16 protein-coding genes and 2 tRNA genes are annotated in these 15570 nt (G+C 71.7%); 11 read left to right on the top strand and 7 right to left on the bottom strand.

Annotated elements, in window-relative coordinates; translation table 11 throughout:
- The first annotated feature begins 33 nt into the window (after positions 1 to 33).
- Together IE248_RS27600 and IE248_RS27595 are read left to right on the top strand one after the other, a co-directional pair.
- A complete protein-coding gene (locus IE248_RS27600; RefSeq protein WP_073775180.1) occupies positions 34 to 792 on the top strand; it encodes a phosphoglyceromutase in 759 nt (252 codons plus the stop codon).
- A gap of 84 nt (positions 793 to 876) precedes the next feature.
- Positions 877 to 1614: a VOC family protein gene (locus tag IE248_RS27595; protein ID WP_190032020.1), complete on the top strand. Its 738-nt coding sequence runs from the start codon at positions 877 to 879 to the stop codon at positions 1612 to 1614.
- 9 nt (positions 1615 to 1623) lie between these two features.
- Here the strand turns inward: IE248_RS27595 and IE248_RS27590 are convergent.
- The 3 genes from IE248_RS27590 to phoU form a co-directional block, all read right to left on the bottom strand.
- Positions 1624 to 1698: transfer RNA gene (locus tag IE248_RS27590), tRNA-Trp, on the bottom strand.
- A gap of 94 nt (positions 1699 to 1792) precedes the next feature.
- Positions 1793 to 1942 (bottom strand): hypothetical protein, encoded by a 150-nt coding sequence (locus tag IE248_RS27585; protein ID WP_008743931.1) that lies wholly within the window; start codon positions 1940 to 1942, stop codon positions 1793 to 1795.
- A gap of 124 nt (positions 1943 to 2066) precedes the next feature.
- Positions 2067 to 2744: a phosphate signaling complex protein PhoU gene (gene phoU / locus IE248_RS27580; RefSeq protein WP_008743932.1), complete on the bottom strand. Its 678-nt coding sequence runs from the start codon at positions 2742 to 2744 to the stop codon at positions 2067 to 2069.
- A 218-nt stretch (positions 2745 to 2962) separates the two neighbouring features.
- On the opposite strand from phoU, the gene phoR reads away from it, so the two are divergent.
- Together phoR and phoP are read left to right on the top strand one after the other, a co-directional pair.
- The gene (gene phoR / locus IE248_RS27575; RefSeq protein ID WP_008743934.1) at positions 2963 to 4201 is read left to right on the top strand and encodes a two-component system sensor histidine kinase PhoR; all 1239 of its coding nucleotides are present in this window, start codon (positions 2963 to 2965) and stop codon (positions 4199 to 4201) included.
- 5 nt (positions 4202 to 4206) lie between these two features.
- Positions 4207 to 4878: a two-component system response regulator PhoP gene (gene phoP, locus IE248_RS27570; protein WP_008743935.1), complete on the top strand. Its 672-nt coding sequence runs from the start codon at positions 4207 to 4209 to the stop codon at positions 4876 to 4878.
- Between the two features lie 89 nt (positions 4879 to 4967).
- Here phoP and IE248_RS27565 read toward each other — a convergent pair whose 3' ends face one another.
- Positions 4968 to 5663 carry a DUF461 domain-containing protein gene (locus tag IE248_RS27565; protein ID WP_073799642.1) on the bottom strand — a complete coding sequence of 232 codons (696 nt, stop codon included), beginning with the start codon at positions 5661 to 5663 and terminating at the stop codon, positions 4968 to 4970.
- Between the two features lie 576 nt (positions 5664 to 6239).
- Here IE248_RS27565 and IE248_RS27560 point away from each other — a divergent pair.
- From IE248_RS27560 to IE248_RS27535, 6 genes are all read left to right on the top strand, one after another.
- The gene (locus IE248_RS27560) at positions 6240 to 6722 is read left to right on the top strand and encodes a CarD family transcriptional regulator (RefSeq protein WP_003953493.1); all 483 of its coding nucleotides are present in this window, start codon (positions 6240 to 6242) and stop codon (positions 6720 to 6722) included.
- 282 nt (positions 6723 to 7004) lie between these two features.
- Positions 7005 to 7760 carry a 2-C-methyl-D-erythritol 4-phosphate cytidylyltransferase gene (gene ispD, locus IE248_RS27555; protein ID WP_073799641.1) on the top strand — a complete coding sequence of 252 codons (756 nt, stop codon included), beginning with the start codon at positions 7005 to 7007 and terminating at the stop codon, positions 7758 to 7760.
- A complete protein-coding gene (gene ispF, locus IE248_RS27550) occupies positions 7750 to 8256 on the top strand; it encodes a 2-C-methyl-D-erythritol 2,4-cyclodiphosphate synthase (protein WP_008743939.1) in 507 nt (168 codons plus the stop codon). The genes ispD and ispF overlap by 11 nt, the downstream gene beginning before the upstream one ends.
- 128 nt (positions 8257 to 8384) lie before the next feature.
- Positions 8385 to 9785 carry a cysteine--tRNA ligase gene (gene cysS / locus IE248_RS27545; protein WP_100582847.1) on the top strand — a complete coding sequence of 467 codons (1401 nt, stop codon included), beginning with the start codon at positions 8385 to 8387 and terminating at the stop codon, positions 9783 to 9785.
- A gap of 112 nt (positions 9786 to 9897) precedes the next feature.
- Positions 9898 to 10869, top strand: a complete 972-nt coding sequence (gene rlmB / locus IE248_RS27540; protein ID WP_008743941.1) for a 23S rRNA (guanosine(2251)-2'-O)-methyltransferase RlmB — start codon at positions 9898 to 9900, stop codon at positions 10867 to 10869.
- Positions 10870 to 11013: 144 nt separating this feature from the next.
- Positions 11014 to 12585: a DoxX family protein gene (locus IE248_RS27535; RefSeq protein WP_073799639.1), complete on the top strand. Its 1572-nt coding sequence runs from the start codon at positions 11014 to 11016 to the stop codon at positions 12583 to 12585.
- 107 nt (positions 12586 to 12692) lie between these two features.
- Here IE248_RS27535 and IE248_RS27530 read toward each other — a convergent pair whose 3' ends face one another.
- From IE248_RS27530 to IE248_RS27520, 3 genes are all read right to left on the bottom strand, one after another.
- Positions 12693 to 13490: a nucleotidyltransferase family protein gene (locus IE248_RS27530; protein ID WP_229895559.1), complete on the bottom strand. Its 798-nt coding sequence runs from the start codon at positions 13488 to 13490 to the stop codon at positions 12693 to 12695.
- A gap of 72 nt (positions 13491 to 13562) precedes the next feature.
- Entirely contained in the window at positions 13563 to 13976 is a 414-nt protein-coding gene (locus tag IE248_RS27525) for a hypothetical protein (RefSeq protein ID WP_123079373.1), read from the bottom strand.
- 182 nt (positions 13977 to 14158) lie between these two features.
- A complete protein-coding gene (locus tag IE248_RS27520; RefSeq protein ID WP_037797828.1) occupies positions 14159 to 15247 on the bottom strand; it encodes an ABC transporter ATP-binding protein in 1089 nt (362 codons plus the stop codon).
- A 203-nt stretch (positions 15248 to 15450) separates the two neighbouring features.
- Here IE248_RS27520 and IE248_RS27515 point away from each other — a divergent pair.
- Positions 15451 to 15525 (top strand) — tRNA-Thr (locus IE248_RS27515).
- The last annotated feature ends 45 nt before the right edge of the window (positions 15526 to 15570 follow it).

Below are 15570 nucleotides of genomic sequence, written 5' to 3'. Positions count from 1 at the left end.
GAGGGCTCCGGCGCGTCCATTAGGCTCGTACGCATGGCCGACGCACCGTACAAGCTGATCCTCCTCCGCCACGGCGAGAGCGAGTGGAACGCGAAGAACCTGTTCACCGGCTGGGTGGACGTGAATCTCAACGAGAAGGGCGAGAAGGAGGCAGTCCGCGGTGGCGAACTCCTGAAGGACGCCGACCTCCTCCCCGACGTGGTCCACACGTCCCTCCAGAAGCGCGCGATCCGCACCGCGCAGCTGGCCCTGGAGTCCGCCGACCGCCACTGGATCCCGGTCCACCGCTCCTGGCGCCTGAACGAGCGCCACTACGGCGCCCTCCAGGGCAAGGACAAGGCCCAGACCCTCGCCGAGTTCGGCGAGGAGCAGTTCATGCTGTGGCGCCGCTCGTACGACACCCCGCCGCCGGCCCTCGCGGACGGTACGGAGTTCTCCCAGTCCGAGGACCCGCGCTACGCGACCATCCCGCCGGAGCTCCGCCCCAAGACGGAGTGCCTGAAGGACGTCGTCGTCCGCATGCTCCCGTACTGGTACGACGGCATCGTCCCGGACCTCCTCGCGGGCCGCACGGTCCTGGTCGCGGCGCACGGCAACAGCCTCCGCGCCCTGGTCAAGCACCTGGACGGCATCTCCGACGCCGACATCGCGGGCCTCAACATCCCGACCGGCATCCCCCTCGCCTACGAGCTGGACGCCGACTTCAAGCCCCTCAACCCGGGCGGCACCTACCTCGACCCGGCGGCCGCCGCGGCCGCCATCGAGGCCGTCAAGAACCAGGGCAAGAAGTAGCAAGTTTTGTGATCATGCCTCCCACCTGCGCATACGGCGCCGGGTGGGAGGCATTCTCATGCGCTGAGTCCTAGGATCTGCGGCATGGCAACGCGACTCGTGCAGATCAACATGAAGGCCCACGACGACTCCGCGCTCGGGCGGTTCTGGGCGGAGGCACTCGGCTGGGGTGTCGACAGCGAGGGGCCCGGGGTGACCAACCTCGAACCCGTGGGCTTCGCCTACCCCGACCCCGTGGCCGTCTGCATCGACATCGTCGCCCGCCCGGAACCCAAGACGGTCAAGAACCGGGTGCACCTCGATCTGGCCACCACCTCGACCGCCCATCAGGCGGAGCTGGTCGCGCGCTTGAAGGATCTCGGCGCGACGCTCGCCGACGTGGGGCAGGGCGACGTCCCCTGGACGGTCATGGCCGACCCGGAGGGCAACGAGTTCTGCGTCCTGGAGCCCCGTCAGGTCTACCGGGACACCGGGCCGGTCGCCGCGGTGGTGGTCGACTGCGCCGACCCGCGGGGGATGGCCCGGTTCTGGGGCGAGGCGACGGACTGGACGGTGCACCAGGTCACCGACGAGCAGGCGAGCCTGCGCTCCGCCAAGGGCGTCGGGCCCTACCTGGAGTTCCTCCGGACTCCCGACACCAAGAGCGTGTGGAACCGCGTCCACCTCGACGTCTGCCCCTACCCCGGCGACGACCTGGCGGAGGAGGAGGCCCGACTGCGCGCCCTGGGCGCCACCGACCCCGCTTTCGACCGGGCCGCGATCCACTGGACGGTTCTGGCCGACCCGGAAGGCAACGAGTTCTGCCTCCTCACGCCGCGCTGAGGAGAGGGACGGAGCCGGCCGGGATCGAACCGGCGTCCTCGCGGTTTTGGAGACCGCGCGCGACGACCTCTGCGCTACGGCCCCGCCCCCGTCGGCATCCTAGGGGTACGGGTGAGGGCCCCGGCCGGCATGGGTGTGCCGGACGGGGCCCTCTCGCGTACGGGTACCGGTGGGCGGGTCAGCCGCCGCACTGGCACGGGGCGCCGGACTGGCAGCCGCAGCCGCAGCCCGAGCCGCAGCCGCAGGCGGCGAGCAGCGGCAGGCGCAGCGGTTCGGGCCTCGGCTGCTGCTCTTGCTCCGGGGTGATGGGAACGGGGGAATCGGGCATGGTTCCTCCTCGCAGGCGGCATACGGGATGGCGAACGTGGGAGTGCCTTCGCCTCATTCATGCCCAGCCATACCGGCGCGTCAACGGCGCATTGGCGCAGAAGCGCAGGAGGGCCTCCCCGCCCTCAGACGCCCTCGACGACCGTCGGGGGCTGGAGCTCGTCCGCGTGCTCGCCCGTCACCAGGTAGACGACGCGCTTGGCCACCGACACCGCGTGGTCCGCGAAGCGCTCGTAGTAGCGGCCCAGCAGCGTCACGTCCACGGCGGTCTCGATGCCGTGCTTCCAGCGGTCGTCCATCAGGTGCTGGAACAGCGTGCGGTGCAGCTGGTCCATCTCGTCGTCGTCCTGCTCCAGTTGGAGCGCCAGGTCGACGTCCTTCGTGATGATCACCTCGGCGGCCTTCGCCATCAGGCGCTGCGCCAGCTGCCCCATCTCCAGGATGGTGGCGTGCAGGTCCCGCGGCACCGCCGTGTCCGGGAACCGCAGCCGGGCGAGCTTCGCCACGTGCTGGGCCAGGTCGCCGGAGCGCTCCAGGTCCGCGCTCATCCGCAGCGAGGTGACGACGATGCGCAGGTCGGTGGCGACCGGCTGCTGGCGGGCGAGCAGCGCGATGGCGCGCGCCTCCAGGTCGTGCTGGAGGTCGTCGACCTTCTGGTCGGCGGCGATGACGCTCTCGGCGAGCTTCAGGTCGGCGTCGAGCATGGACGTCGTGGCCCGCCCGATCGCGGAACCGACCAGCCGGGCCATCTCGACCAGGCCTTCTCCGATCGAGTCCAGTTCCTCGTGGTACGCGTCACGCATGGGTGTCCCTCTCTGCCTACTGCCTACTGCTTTCCTGCCCGTGGGCCGGGCCGGGGCGGCCTCATGGCCCCACGTTGACACGTTCGGCCGTGAACGCGTCCGACTCCGGCATCACAAGTGAATCAACCCCGTCGCCAGGGTGAACTCTGGGCGACGAGTGTTCGAGGTGCCACCCGAACGGCTGTGGAAGTGTCGTCATGCCTGCTTAACCTGGATACATGGACGTGAACGCGGCGGTCGCCGCAGCTGCAGCGATCGCCGGTCTGTGCACCGGTGTGATCGCGATGCTGGCGTTCCGCTGGAGCGAGCGCGACCAGGCCCGCCCCACCCGGAGCTCCATGCGCCCCGACATCAACGCGGTGCTCCCGCCCGGCGTGGACACCGTCCTCTCCGTACTCCGCTCCTCCGCCGTCGTACTCGACGAAGGCGACGCGGTGGTCAAGGCCAGCTCGGCGGCGTACGCCCTGGGGCTGGTCCGCGGCGGGAAGCTGTCCGTGGAGCCCATGCTCCACATGGCCCGCGACACCCGCCGTGACGGGGAGATACGCCAGGTCGAACTGGACCTGCCCCGGCGCGGCACCGGCCGGGGCGAGGCCCTCGCGGTCTCCGCCCGCGTCGCCCCGCTCGGCTCCCGGCTCGTGCTGCTGCTCGTCGAGGACCTCACCGAGGCCCGCCGCATCGAGGCGGTGCGCCGCGACTTCGTCGCGAACGTGTCGCACGAGCTGAAGACCCCGGTCGGAGCGATCTCGCTGCTCTCCGAGGCGGTCATGGACGCCTCGGACGACCCCGAGGCGGTCAGCCGCTTCGCCGGCCGGATGCAGATCGAGGCGGCCCGTCTGATCAGCCTCGTACAAGAGCTCATCGACCTCTCCCGGGTACAGAACGACGACCCCCTGGAGGACGCGGAGCCCGTACGGGTGGACACGCTCGTGGCGGAGGCCATCGACCGCTGCCGCCACACGGCCACCTCCAAGCAGATCACCATGGCCGCCGGCGGCACCGCCGACCTGCGCGTCTGGGGCAACCGGGGACAGCTCGCGGCCGCCCTCGGCAACCTCGTGGAGAACGCCGTCAACTACAGCCCGGCCCGTACCCGCGTCGGCATCGCCGCGCGGCGGGTCACCGCGCCGGGTGGAGACTTGATCGAGATAGCCGTGACCGACCAGGGCATCGGCATCCCCGAAAAGGACCGCGAGCGCATCTTCGAGCGCTTCTACCGCGTGGACCCGGCCCGCTCCCGCGCCACGGGAGGTACCGGACTCGGCCTCGCGATCGTGAAGCACGTGGCGGCGTCGCACGGCGGGGAGGTGTCGGTATGGAGCTCGGAGGGCCAGGGCTCCACGTTCACCCTGCGACTCCCCGAAGCAGCAGCCCAGACCCCCGCGACGGCCCCCGCACCCGCCCGACCCCTGCTCGACCCAGAACCAGTCATCCCTGCCCCGGAGGTCCTTCCGTGACCCGAGTGCTCGTCGTCGAGGATGAGGAATCCTTCAGCGACGCCCTGTCCTACATGCTCCGCAAGGAAGGCTTCGAGGTCGCGATCGCGGCGACGGGGCCCGACGGGCTCGACGAGTTCGAGCGCAACGGCGCCGACCTCGTCCTGCTCGACCTGATGCTCCCCGGCCTGCCCGGTACGGAGGTCTGCCGGCAGCTGCGCGGCCGCTCCAACGTCCCCGTGATCATGGTGACCGCCAAGGACAGCGAGATCGACAAGGTCGTCGGGCTGGAGATAGGAGCCGATGACTACGTCACCAAGCCCTTCTCCTCGCGGGAGCTGGTCGCCCGCATCCGCGCGGTCCTGCGCCGCCGCGGCGAGCCGGAGGAGGTCACCCCGGCGGCCCTGGAGGCCGGCCCCGTACGGATGGACGTGGACCGCCACGTCGTCACCGTCGGCGGCGGCAAGGTGGACCTGCCGCTGAAGGAGTTCGACCTGCTGGAGATGCTGCTGCGCAACGCGGGCCGCGTGCTGACCCGTATGCAGCTCATCGACCGGGTCTGGGGCGCCGACTACGTCGGTGACACCAAGACCCTCGACGTCCACGTGAAGCGGCTGCGCGCCAAGATCGAGCCGGACCCGGGCGCGCCGCGCTACCTGGTCACGGTCCGTGGCCTCGGCTACAAGTTCGAGCCGTAAACCGAAGGGGCCGCAGGCCCTGAACCCGGCTCCACCGGGATGACAGAAGGGCCCCGTCCGCAGCGAGCGGACGGGGCCCTTCCGGTGTGTCAGTGACCGGCGCTGTGCGACGGGGAGCCCGACGGCGTGCCCGCGGCGGCGCCCGCCGAGGTGGAGGCGCTGCCCGACGGCTTGCCCGCGGGGGTGCCGGAGGGGCCGCCCGAGGGGGCGCCGGACGGGCTGCCGGAGGGGGAGCCGGACGGGCTGCCCGACGGGCTGGCGCCGGCGGCCGGGGCCTCGGTCGGGCCGTAGTTCGCGTACATCCCGGAGCCCGGGACGACGAACGCCTGGAGGGCGACGTCGCCCGTCTTGCTCAGCTGGAAGACGACGTCCTGGACGTTGCCGTCCTGGACCGCCTCGCGGCCGCCCTCGATCACGGCGGCGGCGTTGCCCTTGCCGCCGAGCACCACGGAGCCGCCGGCCGGCACGACGACCTTGCCGCTGCCCGTCGCGCCCTTCAGTACGACCTTGCCGCCGCCCTTGAGGGTGATGGCGTCGAGCGTCTGCTCGGTCGTGCCGGAGTTGAAGACCGTCGCCGAGACGGCGGCGGGGCCCTTCGCGTCCTTCTCGCCCTGGGTGATCACCAGTGCGTTCTGGACCTTGATGTCGCCCTTGGTGACGGCGGCGTTGTCCGGCTTGATCTGGAGAGTCTGCGCGTCGTTGCCCGCGCCGCACGCGGCGAGCGAGGCGATGGAGAACACGACGGCGGAAGCGGCGAGGGCGCCGCGTCGAAGGCTGCGGCTCACGGCGGCGGCAACTCCTAGGACGTACGGACGGGAGGGTGGGCTCTCGGGACGGCCGAGGTAAAGCCGCCCTAAGGGTGTGTCAGCGGGCTTAGGTTACCGAGCCGCCGCCCCGCCCCCGCACCCGACCCTCCGCAGTACCCGGCCCGCCCTGCGGCCGCCCCGCGATCTTGTATTCCGCCCGCCGTTCATGTGCCCCTCGCATATCGCACGCCGGGTGGCCGGTGATCGAATTCCGGGATTCCCCCGAACGCCACTCCGTGATCAATTCCCGATTGGGCCGGAACCGCTCCGTACGGGTGGTCGCCAGTCGAACGGAGTAGTTCGGTTTACCCGCCCCGAAACCGGCAAAACGGGACGTACGTCACACCGAACCGGTCGGGCGGCAGGTGTAACGTGGCCGTTTCGGCTGGTCCGCGCAGCGCCTCCGACCTGCGAATACCCCCTTCCGCAGGCCCTCCGCAGCACGTTCGCATCACAGTTGTCAAGCCCTGAGATGGGCCCTGACCTGCGAAAACGCCATTCATTACGGTCAGTTCTCGTGTTACCCTGGATAGCCACGGAAGGGGTACCTGTCACATGACGTTCAAGGTTGGCGACACCGTGGTCTATCCCCATCACGGGGCCGCGCTGATCGAGGCCATTGAGACTCGTCAGATCAAAGGCGTGGACAAGACCTACTTGGTGCTCAAGGTCGCCCAGGGCGACCTGACGGTTCGTGTGCCTGCGGACAATGCGGAGTTCGTCGGTGTTCGCGACGTAGTCGGCCAGGACGGGCTGGACCGGGTCTTCGAGGTGCTTCGCGCACCGTACGCAGAAGAGCCGACGAACTGGTCCCGGCGCTACAAGGCAAATCTGGAGAAGCTCGCTTCTGGCGATGTCATCAAGGTCGCCGAAGTGGTGCGTGACCTGTGGCGTCGTGAGCGTGAGCGCGGGCTTTCCGCGGGCGAGAAGCGGATGCTCGCGAAGGCGCGCCAGATTCTGGTGAGCGAGCTCGCGCTCGCCGAAAACACCAACGAGGACAAGGCTGAGGCCCTCCTCGACGAGGTTCTCGCGTCCTGACGCGACGACCAGCCGTACACAGCTGTGCCGCGGTGCCCGATGACAAGGAAACTTGTTGCCGGGCGCTGCGGCATGTCTGTATCCCCGCCTTCCCACCCCTACCCGTGATCCCGCGCGCCACGCAGGTCGAACCACTGGCGTGCCGGGTCCGGGCAGCCGACTCGTCCGGTCGTCACGGAAGGGGCGAGGGGCGTCGCACCCGGCACCCTTGAGGCCATACCCACGTCGGCCGAAGTCACAAACCTGGTCGCCAAACCGGAGTCACACTCCCGGAGCTCCTTGATGTCTGACGAATCGCGCCCCCACCGCACCGCCGCGGTGATCCCGGCCGCCGGCCGCGGCGTACGCCTCGGCCCCGGTGCCCCCAAGGCCCTGCGGGGCATCGGCGGCACGCCCATGCTCATCCACGCCGTCCGCGCCATGGCCCGCTCCCGCGCGGTGTCCCTCGTGGTCGTCGTCGCGCCGCCCGACGGCGCCGCCGAGGTGCGCAACCTGCTCGACGAGCACGCGCTGCCCGAACGCACCGAGATCCTCGTCGTCCCCGGCGGTGACACCCGGCAGGAGTCGGTGCGCGCCGGTCTCGACGCGCTGCCCGACGGCGTCACCACCGTGCTCATCCACGACGCCGCCCGCCCGCTGGTCCCCGTGGACACGGTCGACGCCGTCGCCCAGGCCGTCCGCGACGGCGCGCCCGCCGTGGTGCCCGCGATGCCGCTGGCCGACACCGTCAAGGAGGTCGAGCCCGGCAAGCCCGGCGAGGCCGAGCCGGTCGTCGCCACGCCCGAGCGGGCGCGGCTGCGCGCCGTACAGACCCCGCAGGGGTTCGACCTCGTCACGCTCAAGCGGGCCCACGACGAGCTCGCCGGCGACACCGCGGGCGGGGAGGGCGCCACCGACGACGCCGGAATGGTGGAGCGCCTCGGCGTCACCGTCGTGGTCGTCCCCGGCCACGAAGAGGCCTTCAAGGTCACCCGTCCGCTCGACCTGGTCCTCGCCGAGGCCGTACTCGCCCGCAGGAGGGCCACCGATGCCTACTAGCCCCGACGCCCCCGCCCCGCTGATCCCGCTCGTCGGCATCGGCACCGACGTGCACGCCTTCGAGGCCGGCCGCGAGCTGTGGTGCGCCGGTCTGCTGTGGGAGGGCGAGGACGGCCTCGCCGGGCACTCCGACGGCGACGTCGCCGCGCACGCCGCCTGCGACGCCCTCTTCTCCGCCGCCGGCGTCGGGGACCTCGGCGCGCACTTCGGCACCTCCCGCCCCGAGTGGTCCGGCGCCGCCGGCGTCACCCTGCTGGCGGAGGCCGCCCGGATCGTCCGCGCCGAGGGCTTCGAGATCGGCAACATCGCCATCCAGGTGATCGGCGTACGCCCGAAGATCGGCAAGCGGCGCGAGGAAGCGCAGAAGGCGCTCGCCGCCGCCGCGGGCGCCCCCGTCTCCGTCTCCGGCACCACCACCGACGGCCTCGGCCTCACCGGCCGCGCCGAGGGCCTCGCCGCCATCGCCACGGCGCTGGTGTACCGGAACGCATCCTGACAAACCTGATAAATCCGTCCGAGCGGGGAGCGCGCCGGCGCGCCGCAGCGCTCCGCTTCGGCAACAAAGCAACCCCGCGTCCCGAAAGGGTCGCGGGGCACTGCTACAGGGCCACTACCCTGGATGCCGTGACTATTCGCCTGTACGACACCAGCGCCCGGCAGATCCGCGACTTCACCCCGCTCGTTCCGGGCTGCGTCTCGATCTACCTCTGTGGCGCGACCGTGCAGGCCGCCCCGCACATCGGGCACATCAGGTCCGGCCTGAACTTCGACATCATGCGCCGCTGGTTCGCCTACCGCGGCTACGACGTCACCTTCATCCGCAACGTCACGGACATCGACGACAAGATCATCGCGAAGTCGGCCGAACAGGGCCGCCCCTGGTGGTCCATCGGCTACGAGAACGAGCGGGCCTTCAACGACGGTTACACCGCCCTCGGCTGCCTCCCGCCCACCTACGAGCCCCGCGCCACGGGCCACGTCACCGAGATGGTCGAGATGATGCGCGGCCTGATCGAGCGCGGTCACGCGTACGAGGCGGACGGCAACGTCTACTTCGACGTGCGCTCCTTCCCGGGCTACCTCGCGCTCTCCAACCAGGAGCTCGACAACCTCATGCAGCCCTCGGGCACGGGGGAGACGGGCAAGCGCGACCCCCGCGACTTCGCCATGTGGAAGTCCGCCAAGCCCGGCGAGCCCTCCTGGGAGACGCCGTGGGGCCGCGGCCGCCCGGGCTGGCACCTCGAATGCTCCGCGATGGCGCACAAGTACCTCGGCGCCGCCTTCGACATCCACGGCGGCGGCCTGGACCTGATCTTCCCGCACCACGAGAACGAGATCGCCCAAGCCAAGGCCTACGGCGACGAGTTCGCGAAGTACTGGGTCCACAACGCCTGGGTCACCATGTCCGGCGAGAAGATGTCCAAGTCCCTCGGCAACTCGGTGCTCGTCTCCGAGATGGTCAAGGCCTGGCGCCCGATCGTCCTGCGCTACTACCTCGGCACCCCGCACTACCGGTCGATGATCGAGTACAGCGAGGAGGCGCTGCGCGAGGCGGAGTCCGCGTTCGCGCGCATCGAGGGCTTCTGCCAGCGCGTCGTGGAGAAGGCCGGCGGTCCCGTCGAGCCGGCCGCCGAGGTCCCCCTCGCCTTCGCCGAGGTGATGGACGACGACCTGGGCGTCCCGCAGGCCCTCGCGATCGTCCACACCACCGTCCGGCAGGGCAACAGCGCCCTCGCCGCCGACGACAAGGACGCGGCCATCGCGCGCCTGTCGGAGGTACGGGCCATGCTGGGCGTCCTCGGCCTGGACCCGCTCGACCCGCACTGGGCGGGCGAGGCGGACCGCGGCGAGGACCTGCACGGCGCCGTCGACACGCTCGTACGCCTGGTCCTGGAGCAGCGGGAGTCCGCGCGGGGCCGCAAGGACTGGGCCACGGCCGACGCCATCCGCGACCAGCTCCAGCAGTCCGGGCTGGTCATCGAGGACAGCCCGAGCGGACCGCGCTGGACACTCGGCCCGCGCTGAGCCAAGCGGCCCGGCCAGGCCCGGGCAGGCAGGCACGGTGTGCCGCCCGGCGCTCCGGGCGGCACACTCTTCATACGTACATATCGCAGCACCAACGAAACAGGTAGAGGTCATGGCCGGGAACAGCCAGCGCAGGAACCGCCGCACGTCCAACAAGAAGGGCGCCACGGTCGGCAGCGGTGGCCAGCGGCGCAAGGGCCTGGAGGGCAAGGGCCCCACGCCCAAGGCCGAGGACCGCAAGAAGCACAAGGCGAACCGCATCAGCAACGCCATGGCGCGCCAGGCCGCCAAGCGCCGCCCGGCCCCGCGCCGCGGCGGCCCCAAGGGCACCAGCGAGATGGTCGTCGGCCGCAACCCGGTCTTCGAGGCGCTGCGCGACGGCGTGCCCGCCAGCACCCTCTACGTCCAGCAGTTCATCGACAACGACGAGCGCGTCCGCGAGGCCCTCCAGCTCGCGGCCGAGCGCGGCAACATCAACCTGATGGAAGCCCCGCGCCCCGAGCTCGACCGCCTGACCAACGGGCTCAACCACCAGGGCCTGGTCCTCCAGGTCCCGCCGTACGAGTACGCGCACCCGGAGGACCTCACCGCCGCCGCGTACGACAACGGCGAGGACCCGCTGATCGTCGCCCTCGACGGGGTCACCGACCCGCGCAACCTCGGCGCGATCGTCCGCTCCGTCTCCGCCTTCGGCGGCCACGGCGTGGTCATCCCCGAGCGCCGCGCCGCCGGCATGACCGCCGGCGCCTGGAAGACCTCGGCCGGCACCGCCGCCCGTACGCCGGTCTCGCGCGTCACCAACCTGACCCGCGCCCTCCAGGACTACAAGAAGGCCGGCATCACCATCGTCGGCCTCGCCGCCGAGGGCACGCACACGGTCAACGACCTCGCCGAGCTCGCGGGCCCGGTCGTCATCGTCGTCGGCTCCGAGGGCAAGGGCCTCGGCCGCCTCGTCGGCGAGAACTGCGACTACCTCGTCCGCATCCCGATGCCGGGCGGCGCCGAGTCGCTCAACGCCGGTGTCGCGGCGGGCGTCGTGCTGTACGAGGCCGCGCGCCGCCGCGCCGAGGCCCCGCGCCTCTGAGGCGAGCTTGATCCACTTGGCCCACGGAACCTGACCCGTGAGCGTGTCACCCCGCCCGTTCCGGGCGGGGTGACTTGATCTTGACGGGTCTCGGACACATCCCTGATGTCAAGGCAGTGTCCTAAAGACTCGTCACTCGGTTAGATGAGTGTGGACACCAGAACGTCAGGGTTCGACGACCAGCCCGCGCTGAGCATGGTCAAGGTGCCGTGCGACCCCGCACAGGTCATCGTCAACCACGCCAGCTTCCGCGTGCGGCTCGCACCGAGCACGAGCGCGCGTTCCAAGCCCGCGAACGCCCCCGGCCGCGCGCCCGTCCTCGGCGGTGCCGTGGCCGCCGCGGCCGGCGCCACCCGCCGCAGAGCCCCCGTCGTCTGGAGCGGCAAGTCCGCCCCCGGTGACGCCGCGGCCACCGGCGGACTCCTCCAGGCCGTCCGGGAGGCCGGCCGCGGCTACGACGCCTTCGAGGGCGGCGGCGGCACCCAGGTCATCCCCCGCGTCGGCCTGGCCCACGACCTCGACGAGGACACCCTCGCCACGCCGACCGTCATCGGCCAGCGCACCTACGGCGACCCGGACGAGACCCGTCCGCTGTCCGCCGTACGGGACCTGCCGCGCGGGCCGTACCACGGCGGGCCCGCGGGCCCCGGCGGCCCCGGCGCCCCGGCGGACTCCCGACAGGCCTCCGGCGACAGCCGCGCGCAGGCCTCGTACTACCCGGGCCGCCGGATGAACCTCGGCGTCGTGCTGCTCCCGCTGCGCGTCTTCCTCGGCTTCATCTCCATCTACGCCGGCATGGGCAAGCTGTGCGACCCCGTCTACTTCGACGGCGGCGAACGCGGCTCCATGGTCACCTGGCTCCACACCCTGCACCCCTGGGCGCTCGCCGAACCGCTGCGCGACTTCGCCCTCGCCCACCCCGTCGGGGCCGGGCTCACCGTGGCGTTCCTCCAGGTCATCGTGGGCGTGCTGACCGTGTTCGGGCTGTGGCAGCGGTTCGCCGCCTGCATCGGCGCCCTGCTGTCCGCCGCGCTGCTGATGACCGTGAGCTGGAAGACCGTCCCGGCGTACGACGCGCCCGACATCATCTACCTCGCCGCCTGGAGCCCGCTGATCATCGCCGGGGCCCCCGTCTACTCCCTCGACGGCCGTCTCGCCGGCGAGGCCTGGCGGACCCTCGGACCGCGCTCCGAGGTCTGGCGGCTGCGGCGCCGGGTGCTGCGCCGCGGGGCCGTCATGGCGACCATCGCCTGCGGGCTCACCCTGATCATCGGCTCCGTCCTCGGCGGGGCGGTCCGCTCCACCACCGTGGTCACCGTGCCCGGGCCCGGCGAGCCCCCGAGCAACTACCTGCCCGGCACCCCGCTGCCGCGGACGCCGGCCGGCCAGCCGTCCGCGCAGCCCCAGCGGCAGCAGGAGCAGCAGCCTTCCAAGGCGGCCGCGGAACCCTCCGCGAGCGCCTCCAAGTCCGCCTCCGCCAAGCCGGGCCGCACCGCCGCCTCCACCTCCGGCCCGGGCACCGCCCAGAAGGGCGCCGGGGCCGGCTCCCAGTCGCCGACCGCGACGCGGGGCAGCGGCGGCGGCCAGACCCCGCGCGGCAGCGCGCCGCGCCAGTCCGCCCCGCAGCAGCGGCCGTCCTCGTCGTCGGGGAGCGGCGGCGGGGGCGGCGAGGCCCCGGCCAAGAAGCCCGGCCTGGTCGGGGGACTGCTCGGCTGAGTCCTGTCGTACGTACGCGGAAGGGCCCGGCGCGCGAGGAGCGCGCCGGGCCCTTCCGCATGCGGCCGGTACCCCGCCGGTACCGCCGGTGCGGCCGGCTTGTGGGCTCAGGAGGCGTTCTGCGCGGCCAACTCCCGTGCGGCCTCGGTGAGGTCCTTCGCGGTGTCGATCGCCCGCCAGTAGGCCCCCTGGGGCAGCGGGAAGCCCGCGAGGCGCCGCTCCCGGGCCAGCCGGGGGAACGTCGTCCGCTCGTGGTCCCCCAAGTCCGGGAGCAGCGCGGTGAATTCGGCGCCGAAGACGTACACCCCGGCGTTGATCAGATAAGGCGACGGCGGGGCCTCGATGAAGTCCAGGATCTGCCCGAACTCGTTCGTCTCGACCACCCCCCACGGGATCCGCGGCCGGGCCAGCGCCAGCGTCGCCACCGCCCCGCGCTCCGCGTGGAACGCCGCCATCTCGCGCAGCGAGAACCGCGTCCAGATGTCCCCGTTCGTCGCGTACCAGGGCCGGTCCGGGTGCGGGAGGTGGCGCGCGGCGTACTTGAGGCCCCCGCCGCGCCCCAGCGGCTCCTCCTCGACCACGGTGGTCACGCGGAGCGGCAACCGGGCCCGCGCCAGCCACTCCTGGAGCACCTCGGCGAGGTGCCCGCAGGAGACGACGGCGTCCGTGACCCCCTCGGCGGCCAGCCAGGCCAGCTGGTGCCCGATGATCGGCGTCCCCGTGCCGGGGATCTCGACCATCGGCTTGGGCCGGTCGTCCGTGTACGGCCGCAGCCGCGAACCCTGGCCGCCCGCCAGGACGACGGCCTGGGTGGGGGAGGCCGGGAACGCGGCCGCGGAATCGGTGGACGTAGGGGCGGGGGGCGATGCGGGCGGTACGGGGGATGCGGGGGGAACGTCGGTCATGGCGGCCAGAGTAGGGAGCGCCGGGCTCCGGCGGCCGCCGACGCGACGTGCGCGGGCCGGCGTCGGCCGACGTCAGCCCATGGAGGCGACGCCGGACGCGTACGCGGTGTCGCACACGGGCCGCGCGAAGGACTGCGCCTTCGTCGGACCGTAGGCCTCCACGGCGGCCCGGCCGAGCGCCCGCGCGATGCCCACGCAGTGGTCGGTGAGCGACGGCCGCCGGTCCACCTCCTGCTGGAGGTGCGTCAGGACGACGCCGGGCGCCTCGCCCTGCTGCAGCTCGGTCATCAGCTTGTCGCGGAGCACGTCCTGCGCGGCGCGCGGCTTCGCGGGGACGGAGACGTCCTCGGCGGACGCGGTCAGGATCTGGGAGGGAGTGTTGTCCGCCCAGGGGACCATCGTGACCGCGAGGGTCCCGGACAGGACCAGGACGACGGGCAGGACCAGGGCGAGGGAACGGCCGATACGGCGGGCAGTGTGGGTCACGAGGGCGAGAGTAGCGCTCGGTGAAGTTTTGGAGACAATTAGTCACCCGGTCGGGGGATGGTTCGACGTGGTTTTTCGAATAAAGGGTTGACGGGCGGGGCCGAATGGCCCGGTCCGCCCGGAACTCACCACGAAGGGGCGCCCCTTGGCGGAGCGCCCCTTCATGTCACGCCGGTACCCGGTCAGTCGGAGAGGCGCGCACCCGAGGACGTCGAGAACACGTGGATCTCGGCGGGGCGCGGCACCACGTGCAGGGTCGAGCCCTTCTCCGGCACCTGGCGGCCGCCGACGCGCACGACGATGTCCTGCGAGCCCTTCTCGGCCGGGGTGACGCCGTAGACGTACCCGTCGGCGCCGAGTTCCTCGACGACGTTGACGGTGATGGTCAGGCCGCCCGAGTCCGCGACGTCGAAGTGCTCGGGGCGGACGCCCACGGTGACGGTGCGGTCGCCTGCGTCGGCCGCGGCCGTCAGCGCCTCGCGGGACACCGGGACGACGCTGTCGCCGAACTTCACGCCGCCGTCGGTGATCGGGACCTCGACCAGGTTCATCGCGGGCGAGCCGATGAAGCCGGCGACGAACAGGTTCGCCGGGCGGTCGTACATGTTGCGCGGGGTGTCGACCTGCTGGAGCAGCCCGTCCTTGAGGACGGCCACGCGGTCGCCCATCGTCATGGCCTCGACCTGGTCGTGGGTGACGTAGACGGTGGTGATGCCGAGGTCGCGCTGGAGCGCCGCGATCTGCGTGCGCGTGGACACGCGCAGCTTCGCGTCCAGGTTCGACAGCGGCTCGTCCATCAGGAACACCTGCGGCTTGCGGACGATCGCGCGGCCCATGGCGACGCGCTGGCGCTGGCCGCCGGAGAGCGCCTTCGGCTTGCGGTCGAGGTACTGGGTCAGGTCCAGCATCTTCGCCGCGTCCTCCACCTTGCGGCGGATGGTGGCCTTGTCCTCGCCGGCGATCTTGAGCGCGAAGCCCATGTTGTCGGCGACGGACATGTGCGGGTACAGCGCGTAGTTCTGGAACACCATCGCGATGTCCCGGTCCTTGGGCGGCAGGTGCGTGACGTCGCGGTCGCCGATGCGGATGGCGCCGCCGTTGACGTCCTCCAGGCCGGCCAGCATGCGCAGCGAGGTGGACTTGCCGCAGCCGGAGGGGCCGACGAGGACGAGGAACTCGCCGTCCTCGATCTCCAGCTCCAGCTGGTCGACGGCGGGCTTGTCGCCGCCGGGGTACAGCCGGGTCGCCTTGTCGAAGGTGACAGAAGCCATGGTGATGAATCCCTTCTACCGGCAGGAACGTGCCGGACGATCCGAGTGGAAGGTCTAGTCCAGTAATCGGACTTCCGCCCGACGCTACCCCCCGGCGCGCCTCCTGTCAGCACCCGCAGGGCGGTGACTTCCCGGGCGGCCGGCGGCGGCCCGCAACGTGATGGCCCCGGGAATGGCGCTCTGTGTAAAGTGAGGACGGCCTCGCCTCCTTAGCTCAGTCCGGCCAGAGCAACGCACTTGTAATGCGTAGGTCGTCGGTTCGAATCCGACAGGGGGCTCCGCGCGCGAAGGTCCCGGACCGTTATGGTCCGGGACCTTCGTCG

It is taken from the genome of Streptomyces goshikiensis (assembly GCF_014650555.1).
GTDB classification, from domain to species: domain Bacteria; phylum Actinomycetota; class Actinomycetes; order Streptomycetales; family Streptomycetaceae; genus Streptomyces; species Streptomyces goshikiensis.
This window is presented reverse-complemented; position numbering and strand designations above follow the sequence as displayed.